We start from the raw sequence: 22,362 nt of genomic DNA on the forward strand, positions 1-22,362 counted from the left end.
GGCCCATTCGACCGTCATTCCGGCATGGCTTTTGAGCTGGAGTCCGGCTCATTCTTTTATGATTTAAGTTTTATGGCCTGTGGTCACTAACGTCGTGGCGCTTCGCCCACACCAGACCAAGAAGAAACCAACGGCTGTTCCCTCTTGGTTCTTTGTTAACGAATTGGCCCAGCCGCCCCGCAACATTTTCCCTATGGATTAAACAACAGCTGCGAAAAGGTCGTGATGGGGATTGATCCAGCTTTTAACTTCATTTGCAGACTGCTTCGGCCCATCTTGCAGTAAAGAGTGAAAATGCTAACGCTTCCGATGGGGATCTGATAGGCAGGATGCCTGAATGCCTTGTAGCACATGGATGTGCGAGAAAGGCCTGTCAGGCTCACGCATTCTTTTATAAAAAGTCTTCAACGGCCTCAATTTTTATTGAGCCTGAAGCTATGGGTCAGATCACGCATGCTGTTATAAAAAGTCTTCAACGGCCTCAAGATCAACCATTAATTTGGCTCTTCGTAAATGAATATGACGGACTCGTTTGTGTCCCAAAGCTTGTTAGCACTAAAGCGCTATAGCACCCAGCATTAGTATAAAGGTGAGTATGCTCATTACTCTTCCTCTAAATCATACGCAGGCAAGGTCGTAAGCCGATTATCATCGACCGGGCTACCCACAGTGAAGTGGTAGAAACTTTGCCACTCGCGTGTTTCGATGCCGAAGGCCGTATGCACTGGGTCATCGAAGTAGCAGCCGATCCCGGTGGCGCCAATGCCCGCCGCCTCGGCCTCAAGGTAGAGCACTTGCCCGATCATTCCGGCCTCCCAGAACAAGTTCCGGTAAAAGCTGGCGCCATAGGTCGCCAGGCTATCCATGTAGTCGGCGAGCATGGCCAGGCTAAAAGCGCCATCTGCGGCGATGTTCTGGCCGCAGGAGACGGTGCTAGCCAGCGTTCGACAGTCGCCTTTTCGCAGTAGGTATAAGGGCAGTCCACTCGGGCAGTCCGGCACGCGCTGCCAAGAAAAATCGGCATGCATCACGCGCTTGAGGGTCTCCACCTTGAGAGGATCTCTGATCAGCGCGTAGATGCCCGGCACCAATCCGTCGACGCGGTGCACGAACAGCCCTAGATGGATGCGAGAGCGCCAGGAGAGTGTATCCCAAGGCATTGCTTGATTCTCTTTAGTTGGCATCAGTCGGCCGAGCATAGCAAAGAATGTTGCCCGCGAGATCGCCGTCGTGCCATCCATTGCGACCGCACTGCGGCGACCAATAATCGCCCGCTCCGCAGTGAGCTCGGCCTCACCGATGTGGCCACTATTAGGGGTGACGAGCAACGCATCCGCCGAGGGAAAGCCTGCGAAATCTTCTTTAATCGGCGTGCTGGCGCAGCTTCGTATCGCCTGTGTAACTGTGTCGATTGCGGGCCACGCCACACTGTTGGCGGGGCTCAGCGTGTTGGCCCTGCCCTGCCAAAGTACGTCACTACCGTGAGCTGTCAACGGCGTAGATTTCATCAATGGAGCGGCGGTTATATCCGCTACGGCTACATTCGGTGAAATCACTGCGAGTAGGTCCGCTTCCTCGCGTTCCGCCGCCGCGAAATCCTCATCTCGGTCTAGCCCAAGCAGGTTGGCAAGGGTGGCATCACTGATGTTGCCTTGCAGCACCAATGTCCATCCAAGCGCCGCTGCCGCGATACGCAGACTGGCCAGCGCGTGCCCAACATCATGCTGGCAGTAACGGAACGCGCGCTCACCATACTTCCAAGCTTCACGCCATTGCACCGACGACAGACCAACCAAAAAAGAGCCCTCAGGGAAAGAACCCTCACCAAAATACTCAGTCAGTTCGGACCACCGCGCAGCATTGAGCACCGCGCGCCGTTCAAGCGCGTGCTCCCTCGGCGCATAATGGTACAAGGCGGGCGTAGCGCCGATCTGCTCAATCTCAGGCAGTAGGGCATAGCCCTCGGTTGGATGCAGATTTCCGCTCGAGGGATTGACCCGCAACGGCCACTTGGTATCACCAGATTGTTTCCATGCCGTCAGCGACAGTGCATAGCGGAAAAAAAGCGAGACCGACGCTAAAGACAATGGCATCGGCGGCACGCTCGCGCTCACATAGAGCTGCCAATAGGGTAGCGGGCGGCCCAGCTTCGGCAGCGGGAGACGTACAAGATCCGCTCCTGCGTAACGCCTAAACGGATCGGGCTGCGTCGCCCAATCCATGTAGCCCAGTGCGGCGGCATAACGGTGAAAGTGATGTTTACTCCGCTCGTGGTAAGCGACAACAGCCTCGTCGGCAGAGGTATCCATCTCACCGACTAATGTTTGAGAAGTCACGACGAACAGCTCAAATACGACAAACCACCGACGGCAAAAAATTCAGATGCCTTGAGTCGATAGTATTTGTCTTCCACTTCCTGGGACTGCTCTGCGTAAGGCTGCGTCATGACGGCCTGCAGTTCTCGAACGAGCGAGTAATCACCCTCGCTCGCTTGGCTGTACGCAGGAACAAGCAACCACTCGCGCAAGCTGTATTTTGGGTTGACCAGTTTCATTTGCCTAGCGATCTCCTCACGGGTGTGGGGCTGCCCTGTCTTTGCATCAGTTTTCGCCTCGGTGCTGCTGCCGACCAGTGATTGCCATTGTGTAAGCCAAGCTGACCAGCGCAGGTCCAGTCCTTCGGGGGCTCGCTGCAAGTCCTGGTAGAAGCTTTTTTTCAGTGGCTCAATATCGCTAGGCAGCGCCGAAAGCTCGCGGAAGAATATGGTGTAATCAACAGGGGTTTGCACCATAAGTGTTTCGAGCTCATTAAATAGCGCTGGATGAAAAGTGCTAAGTCCAAGCTTGGCAGCCCACATCTGCTCCATTTGTGCTTGCATCTCGGTCGAAAAGCCATTTACCAACTGCTGGAGCTGTTCCAAGTCATCTGGCTTAGACGCCAGCAATGGGCTTAATGCAGTGCAAAACATCAGGAAATTGCGTTCCGCGGCTACGGGTTGATTGAGAAAAGCGAAGTGCTGTCCGCCACCCGTCCAAGGCTGATATTGCGGGTTGAACACATCGCAGAATCCGAAGGGACCATAGTCGAGTGTGAAGCCACCAGCTGCGCAGTTGTCGCTGTTGAAGTTGCCTTGGCAATAACCGACACGGATCCAGTTTGCCACCAATGAAGTCAGGCGGCTACGGAACTCGCGCGCCAGTAACAGCACTTTTTCGGCGCTGGTCAGTTGCTGGTCGATAACATCCGCGTATTCTCGTTCGACTAAATGCAACATCAACTGTTCAAGCTCCTCCAGCGCTTTGGGGTGTTCCTGCTTGCGGGCGCGGCGGCCGAAGAGCTCGAGCTGACCGACCCTAATAAACGAGGGTGCAACACGCGTCGAAATAGCAACAGCCTCCGTTATAAGTCTATCGGGATCGGGCGAGTGCGAGCCCTGGGAGTACCACGGCCGCTTGACCGTCTCTGTTTTAGACACATACAAACTCAGCGAACGAGACGTTGGCACGCCGAGCGCATGCATATGCTCCTGTGCTAGGAACTCCCGCACACTCGACCGCAGCACGGCGCGACCGTCCGCGCCGCGGCAATATGGCGTGCGGCCACCCCCTTTGAGCTGCATTTCCCAGCGTTGACCCTTGATGACAGCTTCAAGCACGGAAACAGCGCGGCCGTCGCCGTAGCCATTGCCGGTTCCAAACGGACATTGCTGGGTGTATTCGGTGCCGAAGATGGACAGTGCATACCCACACGCCCAACCGACCTTGCGCATCGGCTCCGGCACCTGCGAGATGTCGCCGGAGAACATGCGAACGAAGTCAGCCGACTGCGCCATGCTGTCTGCAAAACCCAATTCGCTAAAAAAGGTTTTGCTGTGCGCAACGTACTCTGGGTCTTCAATGGGTGTCGGCTTAACGGGGACGTAGTGCCCCGTGAATACTTGTCGCGGCACATAGTCGATGCCATTTTGTTTCGCGTCAGGATCGCCGTTGAGCGTGTCCATGAGTGAGTAGTTGGCTAACTTAGCGAGATCGTCGAGTGTCGCGACGGTTGGGGAAGTTTCCTGGGACAGTTGATTTATCATAGGGGTACCTCATGGATTGGGTAGAAGGGCAGTTTCCCCGCTGCGAGGTCCATCGCATCGACGATTGTTCGATTTATGGGGCGAACCTTTTCAGCATAACGGCGAAGGCTTGTCGCTGGAGCACCTGAGAAAACGCGCATCCCAGGTTGCTAATGTAAAGCTTGCCTTGCAGGATCGAAATCTTGCCATATGGCCATGAATCACCATGATCGACTCCTTGCAGAATGTCAGCTCGCTCTTGGCAATAATCATGTTGGCCACCCAGGACATAACAAGGGGTAGCTGGGCTAGCGGCGATCCGGCTGCTCGTTTTTTGTTGCAAAAAAAGAGGGGCCGTCAGGCTCTAGGTTCGACTCCAAAAGACCTTACACGTATCAGAGACGGCGAGCAAAGTCTCCACGAAAATGCTGATGGACAAGCAAGGGATCAGACATTCTGTCTAATGGAACGATTTTTCAGAAGTTATCAAACTGAATGGACGCCCAAACATGAGTATATCAGTTTTGTATAAGCAAATGATGATATTCCGGATGATATACTGAAGCACTCCAATACAATACGTGATCATGGTTATAAGAATTATATGACTCCAACAGCAGCCGAAATGGCCGCGTAAAGATGCATCGCCTGTTTGTATACAGATTGAGTTGACCACATCACACGTTACATGTCAGGAAGATTAATTATTGCAAATAAAAAGCCCCCTTAATTTGAGGGGGCTTTATTTAACGTTGAAAAATTAACCTATGTTCTAGTTGCTCTAATTCTTCTGCGGACAAACACCCCAAGACCAAAGAAACCAAACAACAATTCAATTAATCCTAAACTACCACCACCGCTACTGGTTGAAACTGGAGTTGGTTCTATCGTTTGAGCAGGAACACCAACAGTGACGGGATCTATGATTGTGCCATTCTCGACACCATCATCATCAAGGTATCCGCCATCAGTGATACTCACTTGCACCAAGTTATCGCCGATTAACACCCAATCCGTAGCATCAACCTCAACCGTAGTGCCATCATCCTTGACTTTGAGCAACGCAAACTCTGTTGGTAAAGCACTGCCAAAATTAATCGTAACGGATATAGTGCTTCCAACCGCAATGCCAGTTACGTTATAACTAAATTGCGGCATGGGATAAGTATACTCAGTACCCGTTGCTGTTGTTGCTGAAACAACAATACCCGACACACTTCCTTGATCGACTGTAATAGGTCGAGTTAAATTATAAATAACTGTGCCATCATCAAGTATAGTGGTTGGCGCTCCTGCGTCGTCGAGATCTGCTTCTGCACGATAGCGAACCACAGTATCTTCATTGCCAGCTGCATCAGTTGACGTTTCCATCCATACTGCATACAAATTTTCACCGTTAGGCTTCATGGTGAGTTGTGATTCAAAATCAGGCTCACCCTCTGGATCTAAAGGAACCGTAACATTAGCGGATAACAATTTGAGTGGCTCATAGGTTCTACCACCATCTTTGGTTTTAGTGACAAAAACATCAAGTTCTGCACCAGATTCGATATGAGCATAGGTGTTTTTGACAGAACCCCACGCTAATATAAAGGCATTAGGATCTTGACAATTTGTACCTTCAGGCGCATTGACAGGATCACAGGCAGACGTACTGCTTGGTGCACCCACAATGCGAGGCTCTTTAATATCGACCTCAGCTTCAGGTAGATAATTAGTCAGGTTTTGGGTACCCGTCCAAGTATGTCCACCATCATAACTACGACGAGTAAAGAAGTTATAGTTATTTTCGGTAGTGTACTTCGCTAGTGCCCAGTCTGAAGTGTAACTGTAACCAAACAAGATGGTATCACCACGGATAGCGCCACGATGTGCACGTGCATCTTCGAGATTATTATTCTCGGTAGTTATCGTTAAGGCTTCAATAGTCTTGGTCGTATCATCACTAGTGACCTCACCGACAGCATTAGTACTTAGGTTCATTGCTCCTGAATTATTAATACGATCTGATAGTGTGATTGGGGGGACGTGGTCTCGATCATCATCAGTCAAATAGTAATTACAACCTCCAGCTTCCTCATAGGTTACATCTAATACTGCATCCCCTTCTGCAATAACGACTACATTACCTAAACCATCAACATAGCCACCGAGTCCATCGGGATACACCACTGAACCTGTAGATGTCAGTACATAACGGGTAAACGTAGTAAAACGGGTATCTACCGCGGGTATTAAATCAACCGGAGTCAAGCCTGTATTCACCGCTTCTGTACCGACCTTACCAATACGGCCCACGATGTCAGAAGGGCCACCTTGGTCATACGCGCCCTCTTTCCAGAAAAACATGAACTTGGTTCCGCTTTGATTAATACTCTCATCCATACCAGCGGCCTGATTACCGAAGAAACGTACCCGTCGAGCATTTTCTGCTGGATTACTAATCACACAACCAATACGTGATGGGTCTTGCCAATCTGGTGACTGGTAAACGTCGCTAACAACGCCCTCTGTGTCTGAATATTCACTTTGTGGGTCAGAACTGGTATTTAGAGTGTCACTATCAGTGAAATTGCCCTTAGCACCCGGCTGATTTTGGTTTTTAGCATCACCTGTTGAACTGCCGCCTTTTTGCAAACCTGAACTAAATGCGACATTAATATAACTCGCTGGTGGCTTGTCGAAAGTAAAACGGTGATAACGGACAACCTTACCAAAATCGACCCCCTCACCACCGCCCTTGGTTTCTTCATAAGCGATGATAGTGACAGGTTTCTGCCCAGGCACTTGGGCCATACCTAAGTTTGCGCGTGATGCGCCTTCTTTACCTGTTTCTACCAATAATGGTTGAGTGTCTAAACATTCAGGTGTGGCCGCACAAATCGGATCAAGATAACCCGTTAATTCAGTAACAACATCATCCCCTTCACGTTTTTTAAACTTTTTGAAGTTATTGGTAACACGAGAAACATTGGCAGCAAACGAAATATCTGCAAGTGCGGGAGCTTTCATATCTTCAATATAGGTATACCAAATATCTGTACCTTTATTGACATTCGCACCACTGGCGCCATCTCCCGGACCATCTGCAGTACCGGTTTTTAAACCTTCAGGGTCTTCCTGCCAAACAACATTCCACGCTACTTTTGTACCATCACTATAGCTAGTTGCACGGGGTACATTTTGTTTGGCATCACGTTCACCAAAGCTTAATTGCTCACGCTTCCACGTACCGCCTGTAGGTACACCATCTGCATCTATTGCACTAGGATTTTTAGTATAGGCGATGTAAGTACAACTAAAAGGCAGTTGTCTTCCTTCACGATCAAGGTAGGTAGCAGCACCCTGATGGTAATTGTAATCCGGGAAATCATCATTCAGGTTAGTCACATCGACATCGACTGCGGGACAGTATTTATCATCCCATGAAACAGCCACATGACCGCCTGCTGCAAAGATATTCGGTTTCCCTGAGTCACCATAAAAATCGCCAAGAGAAATATCTCCATTAACATCCGTTTCCCAGTAGCTTTGTTTCGATGTTCTACGCGCCGTATCAGAAATATTGACTGGTGCACTCCAAGTAGCGCCGTCATCTTTTGACACGCGGATAAAAATATCCTGAGCAGGACGTTCTTTTTGCGCTTTCAGGTCATAAACCGTTTTACTATCACTATTACCATAAGCATATGCACTGACTAAATCACCATTAGGCAGTCTTTTTATTTTGCCTTTTGCAGCTAAGTCTTCAGTTAATACTCCACCGTCATCATGAGGTGATAAAGCTTGTGCATCACTGGCTAAGGCAATTGAAAATGTAGCGCTTGATAAATAAACTGCAGCCATACAACGTAGTAGTTTTTTAAATTTCATAATAAATACTCCCTAACTGTAAATATTTAATGAAAAATCTTATTCTTAGTTTCCTATCGCCTTAATTCCAAATGAATCGGGCAATATATATACAGCAACGACCGCGCCACAATGATATTGATACCGATAAATTGCCGGTTAATACTGATTCATATCAATTTTATACGTTTGATTAATATTATTTTTTTGTTTTTTTGTTAATATAATTGTCATATATGACAAATGTGTTGACAAAAATGGAGTTCGTTATGTCGATTAGCCTTCAATATATAAATCAAGATTTTGCCACTATGCTAAATGCTTATGACTGCCCTGCAATTTTGGTTACGCCCGAATATAGAATACTTGCCAGTAATCAACGGTATCTTGAAATTTTTGGGGCAATAGATCTGGACCAACCAGCTTATTGTTACAAGGCGTCACATCATCATGAAATCCCCTGTGACCAAGCTGGGGAGGCTTGCCCATTATCTGCCGCAGGTATTTCTGGGAAAAAACAACGCGTATTACATATTCATCATTCCCCTCGAGGTAAAGAGCATGTGGACATCGAAATACTGCCTATTTTAGACGACAAAGGGGAGGTGAAATTCTTTGTCGAGCTTTTAAAGTCAGTCACATTGGCAAACCCAAAAATTGACGGTAATGAAATGGTCGGCGCCAGCCTCGTTTTTAACCAATTGGTCGAAAACATTACCCGCGTTGGACCAACAGAAGCATCGGTATTATTACTGGGAGAAACAGGTACAGGTAAAGAAATAGCGGCTTCAGCTGTCCATCTAGCAAGTAATCGGAAGACTCAGCCAATGGTTATACTAGAATGTTCAGGTCTCACTGAAACATTGTTTGAAAGTGAATTATTTGGCCATGTAAAAGGGGCTTTTACTGGCGCGTTGTACAATAAACATGGTCTAGTTGAGGTGGCTAACGGCGGTACATTGTTTTTAGATGAGATAGGCGATGTGCCTTATGAGCTACAAATAAAGCTATTGCGCCTAATTGAAACTGGCACTTATCGCCCCGTAGGCAGTAGAGAAACCAAACGGTCTGATTTCAGACTTATTTGCGCCACAAACCAAGATATTTTTTCAATGGTAGAGCGTGGGGAGTTCAGAAGAGACTTGTACTATCGCATCAATGTATTCCCTATTAAAATACCCTCTTTAAATAAACGTAAAGAAGATATAGCACTGTTAACAACCGCGATTCTGCAGCGAATAGATGACAGTGGAAAGTACATAGTGACAGATTCTGCAATCAATTTATTAAGAGAGCATGACTTTGTGGGTAATATTCGAGAACTGCGAAATATACTATCCCGTGCACTTGTGCTGGCGAATACACAAATTATTGATAGGAATGTGATTAAAACCTGTCTTGAAATTGACCGCAAAATAGGAGGTCATTCAGAGTCTGAGACTGATTTGAAAGGCAATGAGCTAAGATATTTACAGCGTCTTATAGAGAGTGTCAATGGAGATAAAGACAAAGCAGCAACTTTGGCAGGCATTAGTACTCGCTCATTATATAGAAAGTTACAGTAGACATATGGGAAGATCGTGAACGTTATTTAAGTCATTTCAGTGAAATATCGACCTGTTCAAGTGCTTGTGAGCTTATACGCTTTTTTATGGAATCAGATTATGTAGATCGGATCATTCAAACAGCATGTTAGCGCGATATACGATCACCACCGCCAAAAAACATAAAAAAGACCATTTAGGCCGGTATCTATTAATCATCACGCTCAATACAACTTATTACGCTTAATTGTTCCATCTAAAGTGACGAACAAATCATAACAATCATCACCAAAGCAATCTAAAGCACGAATCGCTACGTACCAACTAGCTCATTCATTATGAGATTTTTGGCACCATGGTCAATACCGCCAAACACGCTATTAATATCGTCTGGTTTAAACGCGATTTGCGCTTGTCTGATCATCAGCCGCTCGTCGATGCGTTTAACCATCATCTACCCTGCTTGCTGATTTATAACTTTGAGCCATTTATGCTGGCTGACTCGCATTATAATGAGCGTCATTGGCGCTTTGTGTGGCAGTCGCTACAAGACATAAATCAACAACTGGCGCGGTTTAATGGTCAGGTATATACCTTCAATGTGCCAATAATTGATTTGTTGAATGAATTATCTCAACAGTTTGAAATTAAAGATATTTTTAGTCATCAAGAGATTGGTCTACACAACAGCTTTGAGCGCGATAAAGCGGTTGCCCGCTGGTGTCATCAGCAGCAAGTTAATTGGCAGCAGTCACCTACTGGCGCGGTAGTGCGTGGCCGAAAACACCGCAAACAGTGGGACCAACACTGGCAACAAGTTATGAACAGTCCTATTGCTATCCCCAATTGGCAATTATGTCTGCTACAAAAGCTCGATAACTATCAAAATCCGCTTATCGACCAAGCCATCATGATACACAATGATCAGTTTCAAACGGGTGGTCCTAAAGCGGCCAGAGCTGTCTTGAACAGCTTTTTAGGCCATCGCGGTAAAGACTATCAACGCAGTATTTCTAGCCCCAGTTTGAGCCGTATCCATTGCTCACGTTTATCGCCTTATTTGGCTTGGGGCAACATCAGTCTTCGGCAAGTTTACCAAGCCACATTAACTCGTTATAACCAAGTGCAGAGCCAAAACGGTGATAACCCAATAAATAGTAATAACCGAGGTTGGCGAAAGTCATTGCTGGCGATGATGTCGCGCTTACACTGGCATTGCCATTTTATGCAGAAATTTGAAAGCCAATGCAGCATGGAATTTACCCCGGTAAACCCTGGGTATCTAGAGTATCCCTACCGTACAGACGACAAAGTACAGCAAGATATTCAGCGCTGGGCCGAAGGTCAAACGGGGATCCCAATTATCGATGCCTGCATGCGCGCTTTACAGCACACCGGTTACATTAATTTTAGAATGCGCGCCATGTTAGTCAGCTTTGTGACTCATCATTTAAACATTACGTGGCAACATGCCAGCTTACCGTTAGCCAATTATTTTCTCGATTTCGAACCTGGGATCCATTACCCGCAACTGCAAATGCAAGCCTCGGTCACAGGCATTAATACCATACGCTTATACAATCCAATCAAGCAGTCACAAGACCAAGATCCCCGTGGGGATTTTATTCGCCAGTGGTGTCCAGAGCTTACCAACTTACCCAATGAGTATATTCATCAACCTTGGCTACAGCCGCCGATGGAAGCTATTTTTAATGATGTAATTTTAGGCCGTGATTACCCAGAGCCTATGATAGATTTAACCCTAGCCGCTCAAGCTGCGCGCGATCGCTTATGGTCATACCGTGAACAACCTCAAGTTCAACGGCATATCGGCGCAGTATTAAGCCGTCACGTTAGCCCTAAACGCAAACGTACCAAGAACAAGGCCGCAGAACTAAAGGTACAGGCAAAAAGACCGTCATGACACATAACAAACAACAGCTTGAACAGAAAACCTGTTTGGTTTGTCAGCGCCCTTTTACATGGCGTAAAAAATGGGCGAAAGACTGGCCAAGCGTAAAATACTGCTCTGAGCGCTGCCGTCGCCATAAAGCCTCTAGCCAAACAAATTAAGGTAACGAATATGACGACACTGCATACTGATATATCTGCGCCATTATTGGGCGAGACCGACACATTAAGGCTGATCCTGGGCGATCAACTCAACGTCAGTCACAGCTGGTTTACACAGGTTAATCCCAACCGAGTGTATTTAATTGCCGAGCTGCCACAAGAGACTAACTACGTCAGTCATCATGTGCAAAAAGTGTGTGCCTTTTTTGCGGCTATGGCGCAATTTGCCCAAGCTTTAGCACAATGTGGTCATCAAGTGTTGTACCTGACCTTAGATGAAACCCAGCACTATGCCGACCTACCAGCGTTGCTTGAACACATTACTGCTGCGCATAAGTTAACTCATTTTGAATACCAACAGCCTGACGAATACCGTTTATCGCAGCAATTAGGATCTCTTTTACTACCAGGCATTGCTATCAATAGCACTGACAGCGAACATTTTTTATTGCCGTTTAGCGACATACAAGGTCAATTCACCCCGAAAAAACACCTCAAAATGGAATTCTTTTATCGACGGATGCGCAAACGCTTTAATGTGCTGATGCAAGATGGGGAACCTTTGGGAGGCCAGTGGAATTTTGATCAGCAAAACCGGGCGAGCTTTAAAAAGAATGACCTTGCTGATGTTCCTGCGCCGTTACTGTTTGCCAACGACGTCAGTGATATTTTAGCCCGACTTAAGCGCCACAATATCAACACCATAGGCAAAGCGGAAAACCAATTGTTATGGCCAGTTAATCGGCGTCAATCACGTGAGTTACTTGACTATTTTTGCCAGCACTTATTGATCCGCTTTGGTCATTTCCAAGATGCGATGACCGAAAATAGCCCGTCGGCTTGGAGCCTATATCATTCAAGGTTATCGTTTGCGCTCAACGCCAAAATGATTTCGCCTAGCGAAGTGATCAATAAAGTCATCGCTCATTGGCAAGCACATCAAAATGATATTTCACTGGCTCAAGTGGAAGGTTTTGTGCGGCAGATATTAGGTTGGCGCGAATATGTCCGCGGTATTTATTGGATCAATATGCCCGACTACGCTACTGATAATGCCTTGCAAGCACAACGGCCGCTGCCGGAGTATTTTTGGACCGCAAACACTAAGATGAATTGCATGCACCACGCCATAAAACAGTCGCTCGATTATGCCTATGCCCACCATATTCAAAGGTTGATGGTGACTGGCTGTTTTAGTTTACTCGCGGGTATCAATCCAGATGAAGTCGACCAATGGTATTTAGGCATTTACATTGATGCCATCGAATGGGTCGAAATGCCCAATACTCGCGGGATGACTCAATTTGCCGACGGCGGCATTGTCGCCACAAAACCCTATGCCGCCAGCGGCAATTATTTGAATAAAATGGGCGATCATTGCAAAAGCTGTCATTACAATGTCAAACTCAAAACCGAAGCCAACGCCTGCCCGTTTAACAGTTTATATTGGCATTTTATTCAACGTCATCAAGAGCGATTTAAACGCAATCCACGCATGGCGATGGTGTATAGAAACTGGCAAAAGATGGATGCTAACACTCAGCAGGCCATTATCAACAAAGCCGATACGCTATTAGAAAATATAGAAAGCTTATAACCTTTAACTGTCGGGATAGGATTGAATGATGGACAAAATCTCAGCCATACGCAGTTTTGTCGAAGTCACCTGTTGTGACCGTTTAACCAAAGCTGCCGAGCAACTAGGCTTAAGCCGTTTGCAGCTATCTTGGCACATTGAAGCAGTCGAGTCATGACTCACACAACACCAGACCATAGCAAACAAGCTAATGCGGATTAGCGAGGTACAGATCTCTGGTTAAGAATCTCTAATTAAGAATCTTCAGCTAATAATCTTGAGTAATAGTTGCTGTAATTGCTGCGGTTGATCAAGGCTAGCATCATGGCCGCAGTCATCAATTTTAAGTAACGGAGTTTGGTAAAAAAGAGCTAATTGCTCGCTACATTTGGGATTAGCTAACTTGTCTTGATTGGCAACGATCACACTAACACAGGTGCCTTGTAATACAGGGCTATGAAAACGGGCTGAGGCGTACAATTGGCGTAGCCCATTGATAAATGATGTATGAGATTGCAACCTTAGTAAGCTCCAAGCATTAATCACTTCAATACTTTGACCAAAATGCCTGCTGGTAAAATCCAATACTGTTGCCTCTAGCCAATGTCCTCTGTCAGTTCCCCCTTGATTTTGACCAGGCAAATAAGGGCGAACAACGCTTAGCAAAGCATGCGCTAAAGACATCATTAACCCCCAACATTGAAACCGATAATACCAAGGTGACAAGTTGGCCGCGCTGCTGTTAATTAACACCACATGCTGCACTCGTGATCGACACTGCGCCGCCATAGTTAACGCCAACATGCCTCCCATAGACAAGCCCACTAATACCAAGTTAACTTGGCTTGGCGGCGTACCCTGTTTAAGCAACGCGGCATCAATTTGCTGCCACACCGCATCACAATAGTCTTGCATTTTACCTGGACTAACCTGATTAACTAACACACCATTACCGGGTAAATCCACGCTAATGACATTCACAGCTTGTTGGTTTAAACGCTGATCAAATCCATTCCAATGACGACTGTCACGCATTAATCCTCTTAGCAATACCAAGGTGGTCATAGGTTATCCTCACTTAGCCTCATTTAGCTTTTTTAGACCAGAAGCGATTAGCTTGTTGAGTCAATAGGGTCAGTTGTTTAGGGTTTATTTGTTCAATAACTTGCGCATAAGCAGCATCGATCAAAAACTGCATTAATACCACGTGTCGCCGTAAAACGCGTTGATGTCGATGTGTTTTTTGCGGATTAAAATAGCCGGGGAAATTAAATAACTGACGCGGATTTTTACGCAACCAAGCCCATGACCCCATTTCTAACGTTAACGGAATAAACGGTTTATCGCTAACATTACTCGCCACCAAGTAATCCCAAATATCGCCATGGGTACGATAAAAATGACTTTGCGGCGCTAACCGATAATGACTGTGGTGAGGATAACCTTTCTCGAACAATTGCATTAGCTGATAAATATAACCTATCCCAGCAAACGGCTGCCGAGTATGGGCATGAGGAAACCACACATGATCGCGTAAGCCAAAACCAGAATGGGCGTCTAAGGCAATAACACTGCTGCTCTGTTGTTGTAGTTGTTGAACATACCTTACTAACGCTTGGGTTTCGAGTTCCATACCATGTTGGCCGCGATACCAAGGCAAGCGTGGTGATAATCGCTGACCGCCAACAAGAAAGGTCACCTCTTCATCTGAATCAATCGATGCATTACGCATTAAATCGACGTTATTACCATTACCACGGCTGCCTCGTAAAAAGCCCACCGGATTCACCACTGGCACAAACGCTAAACGTACATGCTTGAGTAATTGCTGTAAATGAGTATCCCAAGGCAGACGATTAAGTAAGCTGCCTAAAAAAGCCAGCACCACTTGCGCACCAATCCGTTCAACACCGTGCACCCCACCGACAAACAATACGGTAGGACAAGGTTGTTGTTGGCCTAACTCAATGGCCGTTACCGACAGTTTTTCACCACGGTAATATAAATCCGCTAAAGACTGGTGCCGAAATTGCTGTTGATGCTGTGCAATTAGGCGTTTTAATGTGTCTATCTCAAACGAATGCTCAAATGAAAACGTACCCATTAGCCACTATTTACTGTCACAAAATGATCTTAATAAACTAACCAAAAAATAAGACAAGTTAGTGACAATAAATTGAAACAACCTAAATAACACATTGCTTAACAATGTTTACATAAAGTAAACAAATCAATATAGATCATATAATTAGAAAACTATTATCGGGTTTGGAGACCCAAATCACATTCGATTTAAGGCAGAGGTTTTATCATTATTTCAAGATAGTAAAACTAAATAGGCATTCGATAATGAGTACAATTGAATCAATCACCTTAATGCTAGCCTTAGTGTATAGCACCAGCTTGCTGTACTGGAGTGGCAAAAAATGGGGCGCACTTGTCAGCGCTGCATTATTGCTCGGTGCAACCCTAGCCAGTTTTTTCTGGCCATTACTACTCATATTATTGGTCGCGGTGATCATTGTCACGGCACTAGGACAATATCAACCTGCGTTTGCCAATGCAGAAGGTAGACCCAACCAAGTACGTGAGATTTGCCAACACTTCTTTGCCCTTTCCATGTTATTGGTCGGAGTGCAATATGCTATCAACGCAGGATTATTATATGCAGGGGAAACGCCTTGGTTAATGCGACCCGATGTCGGTGATGCGTTTTTACCTATTGCTGGAGGCATTGAACTTAAAGCTATTTTAACCTTAGGGCTCTGGGATCAAAATCATCCTGCGGCAGTGGTTATGCTGTGTGTCGTATTACTCACAGGTTTAATATGTAAGCGCGCATTTTGTGGCTGGGCTTGCCCATTAGGGTTAGCTGGCGAATACCTCTATAAACTGAGAAAACATTTTATTCACGCCGAACTTCTGCCACCAGCATGGTTGGATTGGCCACTCAGAATGCTTAAATATTTGCTATTAGCAGCACTGCTTTATTTGGTTATTTCTATGCCAGCGGCATCTATCCCACATTACATGTCAGGGAATTACCACAAAGTAGCCGACTTAAAAATGGCAGTATTTTTCATGATGCCATCAATGGTTGCCTTAATCGGCTTCGGTATTCTGTTTGCGTTAGCCGCATGGCGTCGCCAAGGTTTTTGCCGTTATATTTGCCCTTATGGCGCGCTGTTAGGCATAGTGAGCTTTTTCAGTCCATTTAAAATTCGTCGTAATACTCAGCATTGTTTAATTGAAACCAAAGGCATGAGTTGCGATAAATGCACCCGCGCATGCCCTGCCAATATATCAGTACATACTCAGAAAGATATTCGTTCCGATGAGTGCCAAGCCTGCATGCGTTGTGTGTCAGCGTGTCCTAAAAAAGAGGCGCTGCAATTAAGCACTCGCAATGGTATTAAACTGTCTGCCAGAGGATTGCTGATTATGTTACTGACGGTAATGTTTATGTTACCGCTGTTTGCTTACGTCGGAGGCTATTGGCACAGCCAAACGCCTGACGACATAAAAATGGAACTGATACAAAAGCTTGATCGTATAGGTCATTAATTCAGAGTTTATAATGAACAATTAAAAATCAATAACACGAGTGTCTATTTGGACACTCGTGTTATTCCTCATTGATTCAAGCATCAATGGTTGTAACCAATGACCAAACACTATTAGTTTCCTCCTTTAAAGCACGTTGCTTGGTTTTCGCTGCTATAGCAAGAGCCTAGATCGCTGCGCTGCTAGGACGCTACGCGGCTAGATGCTATAAAATTTTAGCAGCAAAGCTGTCCCTATCCCTGTGATGACAAGCCAAGAGCCTAGGTGCTAGACCGCTCTATCCGTGAGCGCAGCGTTCGCTTGCTATCGCTTGTTATCGTTTGATGTGGTCAACTGAAGCTGTTCCTAGCAGCGAAGCGACCCTAGCAGGACAACGTCCGCCCTAGAACCTCGAAGACCGAAGACCGTTTGGGTATAAGCAAACAAAAAGGGCTGCGCAATGCAGCCCTTCAATTAAATATCACTTACCACAATGGTTAACTTACAAGCCTTCAAGCGTTAAACGCTTACTACGCTTATTATTCGCAAAAATCAGTGCAATTAACGCCACCACACCGACAGCAATACCGATAGGTTGACTTAATGGTTGAGGGAAGCCAAAACCAATACCCGCCGTTAAAATGTACGACACTGTCACACTCGTCCCCACAATAGCAGGTAAACTCACGATCCAATGGAAGGTACCACGGTTAAATAAATACTTGGTCGCTAGCCATAATACGCTGGTAGATAACAACATATTTGAGAATGCGAAATAACGCCAGATCAGTGTAAAATCAATCTTGGTCATAAAATAGGCAATAATCAAAATAGGCACCGCAACAAATAAACGGTTTCTGATACTTTGAGGGATCTTAAAAGCATCAATAATGGTTAAACGTAATGCTCTAAATGCAGTATCACCAGAGGTAATTGGGAAAATCGCCACCGCAATAATCGCCATAATACCACCCGCGGCACCTAAGTAAGTAGAAGCCACTTGGTTAACCACCATTCCTGGACCACCTATGTCAAGAATACCTTTAAGTTCAGCATAACCACCAGGGAAAGCCGCGATACCCGCAGTAGCCCAGACACATGCGACCACACCTTCTGCCATCATTGCGCCGTAGTAAACAGGACGAACGTATTTTTCATTGGTTAAACAACGCGCCATGATGGGTGCTTGTGTTGAGTGGAAACCACTAATCGCACCACAAGTAATAGTGACAAACAATAATGGCCATACAGGTAAACCGTCTGGATTAGGCTCTAATAATTCATTGTTATAGTGACTGTGATCAAAATAAGCAAAGATACCATCAACAGTCGGTAATTGTGGTGCGTGGATTAATAACGCAACAGCAATTGACGTTGTCATCACAATCATTAATAAACCAAATACTGGATACAGTTTAGTAATGATTTTATCTATTGGTAACAAGGTTGCTAAAAAGTAATAGCCCAAAATCAATAATACCCAGAAGGTATTTTCGCCAAAAATGGTGTCTTTAAAATAATCTAAGTTACTGAGCAATCCTGCTGGGCTCATGATGAATACAACACCAACGAAAAATAACAGCATGGCAGTAAATATCAGCATGGCTGCTTTAAAGTAAATATTAAAATAATGTCCCGCAATTTCAGGTAAGCTTTTACCGTCCTCTTTGATGCTCATGACACCGGAGAAGTAATCGTGAACCGCGCCACCGAGTAAATTACCAAGGACAATCCATACCAGCGCTATAGGGCCATAAAGCGCACCTAAGATAGGTCCGAAGATAGGTCCGACACCAGCGATGTTGAGAAATTGAATTAAGAACGCTTTAACCGGATGAACTTCGACATAGTCAACGCCATCATTAAATCGTGCTTGAGGGGTTATTGCATTAGGGTCGATACCCGCTTGCCGTTCAACGAACGGACTGTAAAACTTGTATGCGAGCAAGAGAAGCCCGATACAAATGAAAAAAATCAACATGTCATTATCATCCATTAGTTATAGGAATGTACTCAATGTTGAGTTTGTTTCAGATAGCTTTAGAGGTCAAGTCATGAGGCATTATACCAAGGTAGGGGTTGCTATTAATCGCTCATCGTGAATTTATATCCAGCTTGGCGATAAAGTATAATTTTGTTAATGGGTTACCTCTACCCCCCAGCCATAGTGACTTTGTTACTTATCTCAACTTACTCTCATACTTTCACAAAAAAATCGACCAGCCACGCTTAATGCATGTTAATGCAGACAATACCCTTGTAGTATATAAGGATTATTTTAACGCCATAAACAAACAATAATCTCGAATAAAAGCATTCTATCTATGGGTAAAATAAACCGTCTTAGATTATTATGTAAATATTATGTCAATATTATATCAATGTTATAATAGCCGCCTACTCGAGCTAACCATTCGCAATAAAGAGCAAAATCCACCTCATCTGCTCGCTTTCTCGATTTTTTCGCTTGTTATTTTTTTCGTTTGTTAGCTTTTTAGCTTTTTAGCTTTTTCGCCTATAAATAGATAAAACCCCACCGGCATTGCCAGTGAGGTTTTATTAGCCAAAAGATAATATAGTCGTTTGCTAAGCTATTTTTGCAGGGTTAACTCGATGCTAGATTCAACCGATGCTTGGATCTCAGCTTCGGTAAATAACAATGGACGTAATTGCTTTGCCGTAGAATACAGTTCACTTTGATCAGAAAAGCTAGGGCTTAACACGTTACTGGACTCCGAATAAGTCAAAAGACCTTTTGCCTTAGGACCATCATCAGTAAAGCTCACGGTCATCATCCAACTTGAACCACTTCGGATTTGGTAACCTTCTGAGGTTAATCCTGATGCTGCCGCCTTACCTGAAACAACATCTAACACAGGTGGGTATTTATGTTGAGGTATTAAAGTGTCATCACCGGATAAGGTGGTCGAAAACACGTTAAATCCACCTTCCGCATTATGACTACCAGGCCAAGGTAGCTTCACCCCAGATGCACTGCCATCAGGGAGTGACTTTTCAACAAATTGCACCTCTCCTAAGCTCGCATCCACAGCAAAACCTGCCGCTTCAAGATTCAACGCCCCATGAGCTAAAGCGATTAACGCGCTGCCATCAGTATTGAGCTTATTGGGTGTTGTTGCTGCACTCATATAATCAAAAGCTTCAGTTAACATGGTATTTTGATCAAACTGATGGGCAAACTCACGAATTAACGCCCCGCCCTTACTGTCATTATCTTGCTTACCATTCCACGCTCTTAGTGCTGAACATGATGCAGAAACATCTTTAGATAATGTGGCGCTCACCACCACGGGCGTATCACCTTGTAACTCACATTGGCTAATTAAGTCGGCTAACACCAACTCTGCGAGATAAGCTCGGTTGGATAATAAGGCCGTTTCAAGCTCTTCTATACTAAATTTACCGTCATCACCGGCTGCATCATCCATTAACGTTAACCCCATGCGAGTCCGTAATGATAATTGACCTCGCTCTGGACCGTATAAAGGAGAGAAGTTTTCCAAAGGTGCAGCAAGGTTAGTCGACCAAAATGAGTTATTTGAGTTTTGCACAAAGTCACTCCGTTCAAGCTTAGGTGCACGTTCATAAGGCATTGGCGAATCATAACTAAACACCGAGGTATTACCCGGTAAAATAGTAAAACCAGCTTGAGCTTTAGCTGCAACAATAGCAGGGGTAGTTCTAATTATATCGACCACTAAATCAGAAAAACCCGGTACGGTTGAGTCGTCAATATAAAAGGCATTGCCTTCTTTGTCGGCGTACATAGTGTTATTAAAAATCACCCCATCATAATTTTTAAATGCTTGCTGGAACTCATCTTGGTTTGTTGCGCGGTTCATGGCTAACCAATGATCAAGCGGATCTTTATTGGCCATGTTGGCGTCTTGAATAAAGAAGGCTTGACCATCATCCCAGCCAAACGGCGCCAATGATGGCGGCGCCTCAACCATTGGACCTTTAGCTGTGGTGTAAATGTCTTTTTCGGCCACCAACATACCTGCTGCACCTGCATTGACTAATACCGACACCGTTTCTTTGGTGATCGGCATCTTTGAGCCATCAAACAGATACTGCAATCTGTCACCTGAGACTAACTCTAGGTTATACATAACAAAGTGCTCGGCTGTCGAAAAGGTATGCGTCCAAGCCACATCTTTATTAAAACCAATATTCACCAAACCAGGCATACCCACTAGTGAGCCGCCCATGACATCAATCTGTCCTGGGATGGTCAAATGCGACTGCCAAAAACGTAAATTACCGGTATGCGGAAAATGCGGATTACCTAATACCATGCCTTTACCGTTTTCGGTTTTATCTTTACCCAATCCCCAACCATTAGAACCCAAGTTTCGAGGATTAGTTTCAGGGGTGGTAATGGTTGCAGACCGTGCTATTAATTTATTGTTCATATCCTGCACAAACGCGGTTTGTGCTGTAGACGGTGCCGGCCCAACAATACGCGGTAAATACTCTTCGCCATCACCGGGGTTAGCGTAAAAAATTAAATCTAAAAAGTTTGCCGCGCCAGGTAATAACGCGATGGAAAATATATAGTTGGCTACATCAATACCGCTAATGGGTTTAACCCAAGGTTGACCCGCACAGAATGGCTCGCCAGTTTGAGTCCCAGCGTCTATATCGGCAAGGTATTGATTATAACCCGCACTAAAGCCTTCCATTAATGCGCGCGAGTTATAACTAAACTGTGAATACTGGTTTTCAGCAAGCTGTCTAATTTTCAACGCTTTGTAAGCAAAATCAGAGATTAAATTGCCATTATCTTCGCTGGTCGGCAGACCCGTAGCAAAATCAATTGAAGCATGGGGGCCAAAGTACATTGACCGTTCAGAATTAGCTTTAATAAACCCATCGGCCATCACACATAAATTGTCTTGTGCTTGGGCATAACCACTCCCAAAACCTAGGCTTTCTAAGTTATCGGCAGAGATATGTGGTACACCGTATTGAGTGCGACGGATGTTGGCCTTTAAGGTGCCGTTAGGGGCAAAAGCTTGTAATGGAGGTGAAATGGCTTCGGGTTCTGGAGTAGGTTGAGGTGTTTTACCGTATTGAGTGTCATCACCACACCCGACGATAACCACACTAGAAACCATGCCAATGGCGAGCAGTATCTTGTTCAGTTTCATTATTATTATCCTTGTTGTATCCCAATGCTAATTAGCATGATGGGTGAGGTATTGAATCCTTTACGCCTCAATTTAAGCTAACAGCACGGCCAAAGTAATCCCAGTTACCTTGAAACGAATGCGCTGTTGTTAAATACAACAAAGACATGCATGCTCATTTAAGCAATCATTCAGTCGTCTGTCTACATCTTGATAAAAATAGCCGAAACTTGCTTAACAAAAACAATTAACCTTATAAAGCTAACCTCAGTCCTGGATAATAAACGATTATAAAATAGCGACGTCTTTGGCTATTTGCGTTGCATTGACCTGAATTAAACAAGTTATTTATGCGTAAATACGCCTTGTTAGCAGAACAAATGGCAAGTTTGATATTGATGACCCGCTGCGAGTATCGCTTCGCTGCTAAGATTGTATAGCATCTAGCAGCGTAGCGTCCTAGCATCTAGGCTTTTCGCTTGTATAGCATCTAGCAGCGTAGCGTCCTAGCATCTAGCAGCGTAGCGTCCTAGCATCTAGCAGCGTAGCGTCCTAGCATCT

At 45.2% G+C, this 22,362-nt stretch carries 13 protein-coding genes; 6 read left to right on the top strand and 7 right to left on the bottom strand.

The window, feature by feature from the left end:
* Nucleotides 1–602 precede the first annotated feature (602 nt).
* The 3 genes from AAEZ00_RS16980 to AAEZ00_RS16990 all read right to left on the bottom strand — a co-directional run bounded on the left by AAEZ00_RS16980 (nucleotide 603) and on the right by AAEZ00_RS16990 (nucleotide 7,933).
* On the bottom strand, nucleotides 603–2,309 hold the full coding sequence (locus tag AAEZ00_RS16980) for a SagB/ThcOx family dehydrogenase (protein WP_351089197.1): 1,707 nt from the start codon (nucleotides 2,307–2,309) through the stop codon (nucleotides 603–605).
* Nucleotides 2,310–2,332: 23 nt separating this feature from the next.
* Nucleotides 2,333–4,081: a protein adenylyltransferase SelO gene (locus AAEZ00_RS16985; protein ID WP_124013547.1), complete on the bottom strand. Its 1,749-nt coding sequence runs from the start codon at nucleotides 4,079–4,081 to the stop codon at nucleotides 2,333–2,335.
* A gap of 744 nt (nucleotides 4,082–4,825) precedes the next feature.
* On the bottom strand, nucleotides 4,826–7,933 hold the full coding sequence (locus AAEZ00_RS16990; RefSeq protein ID WP_124013838.1) for a choice-of-anchor O protein: 3,108 nt from the start codon (nucleotides 7,931–7,933) through the stop codon (nucleotides 4,826–4,828).
* Between the two features lie 248 nt (nucleotides 7,934–8,181).
* On the opposite strand from AAEZ00_RS16990, the gene AAEZ00_RS16995 reads away from it, so the two are divergent.
* The 5 genes from AAEZ00_RS16995 (at nucleotide 8,182) to AAEZ00_RS17015 (ending at nucleotide 13,283) form a co-directional block, all read left to right on the top strand.
* Nucleotides 8,182–9,477, top strand: coding sequence for a sigma-54 interaction domain-containing protein (locus AAEZ00_RS16995; protein ID WP_351075825.1), 1,296 nt, complete (start codon nucleotides 8,182–8,184; stop codon nucleotides 9,475–9,477).
* Between the two features lie 334 nt (nucleotides 9,478–9,811).
* Nucleotides 9,812–11,380 (top strand): cryptochrome/deoxyribodipyrimidine photo-lyase family protein, encoded by a 1,569-nt coding sequence (locus tag AAEZ00_RS17000; RefSeq protein WP_124013837.1) that lies wholly within the window; start codon nucleotides 9,812–9,814, stop codon nucleotides 11,378–11,380.
* Nucleotides 11,377–11,529 carry a DUF2256 domain-containing protein gene (locus tag AAEZ00_RS17005; RefSeq protein WP_124013836.1) on the top strand — a complete coding sequence of 51 codons (153 nt, stop codon included), beginning with the start codon at nucleotides 11,377–11,379 and terminating at the stop codon, nucleotides 11,527–11,529. The genes AAEZ00_RS17000 and AAEZ00_RS17005 overlap by 4 nt, the downstream gene beginning before the upstream one ends.
* A gap of 10 nt (nucleotides 11,530–11,539) precedes the next feature.
* Complete coding sequence (locus AAEZ00_RS17010) at nucleotides 11,540–13,126, top strand: cryptochrome/photolyase family protein (RefSeq protein ID WP_124013835.1); 1,587 nt, start codon at nucleotides 11,540–11,542, stop codon at nucleotides 13,124–13,126.
* Between the two features lie 25 nt (nucleotides 13,127–13,151).
* Nucleotides 13,152–13,283 carry a hypothetical protein gene (locus AAEZ00_RS17015; protein ID WP_372491466.1) on the top strand — a complete coding sequence of 44 codons (132 nt, stop codon included), beginning with the start codon at nucleotides 13,152–13,154 and terminating at the stop codon, nucleotides 13,281–13,283.
* 86 nt (nucleotides 13,284–13,369) lie between these two features.
* Here the strand turns inward: AAEZ00_RS17015 and AAEZ00_RS17020 are convergent, their stop codons facing one another.
* Together AAEZ00_RS17020 and AAEZ00_RS17025 are read right to left on the bottom strand one after the other, a co-directional pair.
* Nucleotides 13,370–14,170 carry an alpha/beta hydrolase gene (locus AAEZ00_RS17020; protein WP_351089199.1) on the bottom strand — a complete coding sequence of 267 codons (801 nt, stop codon included), beginning with the start codon at nucleotides 14,168–14,170 and terminating at the stop codon, nucleotides 13,370–13,372.
* Between the two features lie 19 nt (nucleotides 14,171–14,189).
* The gene (locus tag AAEZ00_RS17025; protein WP_101032716.1) at nucleotides 14,190–15,209 is read right to left on the bottom strand and encodes a DUF2817 domain-containing protein; all 1,020 of its coding nucleotides are present in this window, start codon (nucleotides 15,207–15,209) and stop codon (nucleotides 14,190–14,192) included.
* A gap of 245 nt (nucleotides 15,210–15,454) precedes the next feature.
* On the opposite strand from AAEZ00_RS17025, the gene AAEZ00_RS17030 reads away from it, so the two are divergent.
* On the top strand, nucleotides 15,455–16,669 hold the full coding sequence (locus tag AAEZ00_RS17030; protein ID WP_101032717.1) for a 4Fe-4S binding protein: 1,215 nt from the start codon (nucleotides 15,455–15,457) through the stop codon (nucleotides 16,667–16,669).
* Between the two features lie 481 nt (nucleotides 16,670–17,150).
* Here the strand turns inward: AAEZ00_RS17030 and AAEZ00_RS17035 are convergent, their stop codons facing one another.
* Both AAEZ00_RS17035 and AAEZ00_RS17040 read right to left on the bottom strand, forming a co-directional pair.
* The gene (locus AAEZ00_RS17035; RefSeq protein WP_124013833.1) at nucleotides 17,151–18,629 is read right to left on the bottom strand and encodes a carbon starvation CstA family protein; all 1,479 of its coding nucleotides are present in this window, start codon (nucleotides 18,627–18,629) and stop codon (nucleotides 17,151–17,153) included.
* A gap of 610 nt (nucleotides 18,630–19,239) precedes the next feature.
* Nucleotides 19,240–21,822, bottom strand: coding sequence for an acylase (locus tag AAEZ00_RS17040; protein WP_124013832.1), 2,583 nt, complete (start codon nucleotides 21,820–21,822; stop codon nucleotides 19,240–19,242).
* Nucleotides 21,823–22,362 lie beyond the last annotated feature (540 nt).

It is taken from the genome of Shewanella sp. S1-49-MNA-CIBAN-0167 (assembly GCF_040310145.1).
Taxonomy (GTDB): domain Bacteria; phylum Pseudomonadota; class Gammaproteobacteria; order Enterobacterales; family Shewanellaceae; genus Shewanella; species Shewanella psychromarinicola.

Bases quoted from the DNA above. Each gene is read 5' to 3' on its own strand.
- AAEZ00_RS16980 (WP_351089197.1), bottom strand. From the start codon at position 2,309: ATGGATACCTCTGCCGACGAGGCTGTTGTCGCTTACCACGAGCGGAGT.
- AAEZ00_RS17015 (WP_372491466.1), top strand. From the start codon at position 13,152: ATGATGGACAAAATCTCAGCCATACGCAGTTTTGTCGAAGTCACCTGT.
- AAEZ00_RS16995 (WP_351075825.1), top strand. From the start codon at position 8,182: ATGTCGATTAGCCTTCAATATATAAATCAAGATTTTGCCACTATGCTA.
- AAEZ00_RS17005 (WP_124013836.1), top strand. From the start codon at position 11,377: ATGACACATAACAAACAACAGCTTGAACAGAAAACCTGTTTGGTTTGT.
- AAEZ00_RS17010 (WP_124013835.1), top strand. From the start codon at position 11,540: ATGACGACACTGCATACTGATATATCTGCGCCATTATTGGGCGAGACC.
- AAEZ00_RS17040 (WP_124013832.1), bottom strand. From the start codon at position 21,822: ATGAAACTGAACAAGATACTGCTCGCCATTGGCATGGTTTCTAGTGTG.
- AAEZ00_RS17000 (WP_124013837.1), top strand. From the start codon at position 9,812: ATGGTCAATACCGCCAAACACGCTATTAATATCGTCTGGTTTAAACGC.
- AAEZ00_RS17025 (WP_101032716.1), bottom strand. From the start codon at position 15,209: ATGGGTACGTTTTCATTTGAGCATTCGTTTGAGATAGACACATTAAAA.
- AAEZ00_RS16990 (WP_124013838.1), bottom strand. From the start codon at position 7,933: ATGAAATTTAAAAAACTACTACGTTGTATGGCTGCAGTTTATTTATCA.
- AAEZ00_RS17035 (WP_124013833.1), bottom strand. From the start codon at position 18,629: ATGTTGATTTTTTTCATTTGTATCGGGCTTCTCTTGCTCGCATACAAG.
- AAEZ00_RS17030 (WP_101032717.1), top strand. From the start codon at position 15,455: ATGAGTACAATTGAATCAATCACCTTAATGCTAGCCTTAGTGTATAGC.
- AAEZ00_RS16985 (WP_124013547.1), bottom strand. From the start codon at position 4,081: ATGATAAATCAACTGTCCCAGGAAACTTCCCCAACCGTCGCGACACTC.
- AAEZ00_RS17020 (WP_351089199.1), bottom strand. From the start codon at position 14,170: ATGACCACCTTGGTATTGCTAAGAGGATTAATGCGTGACAGTCGTCAT.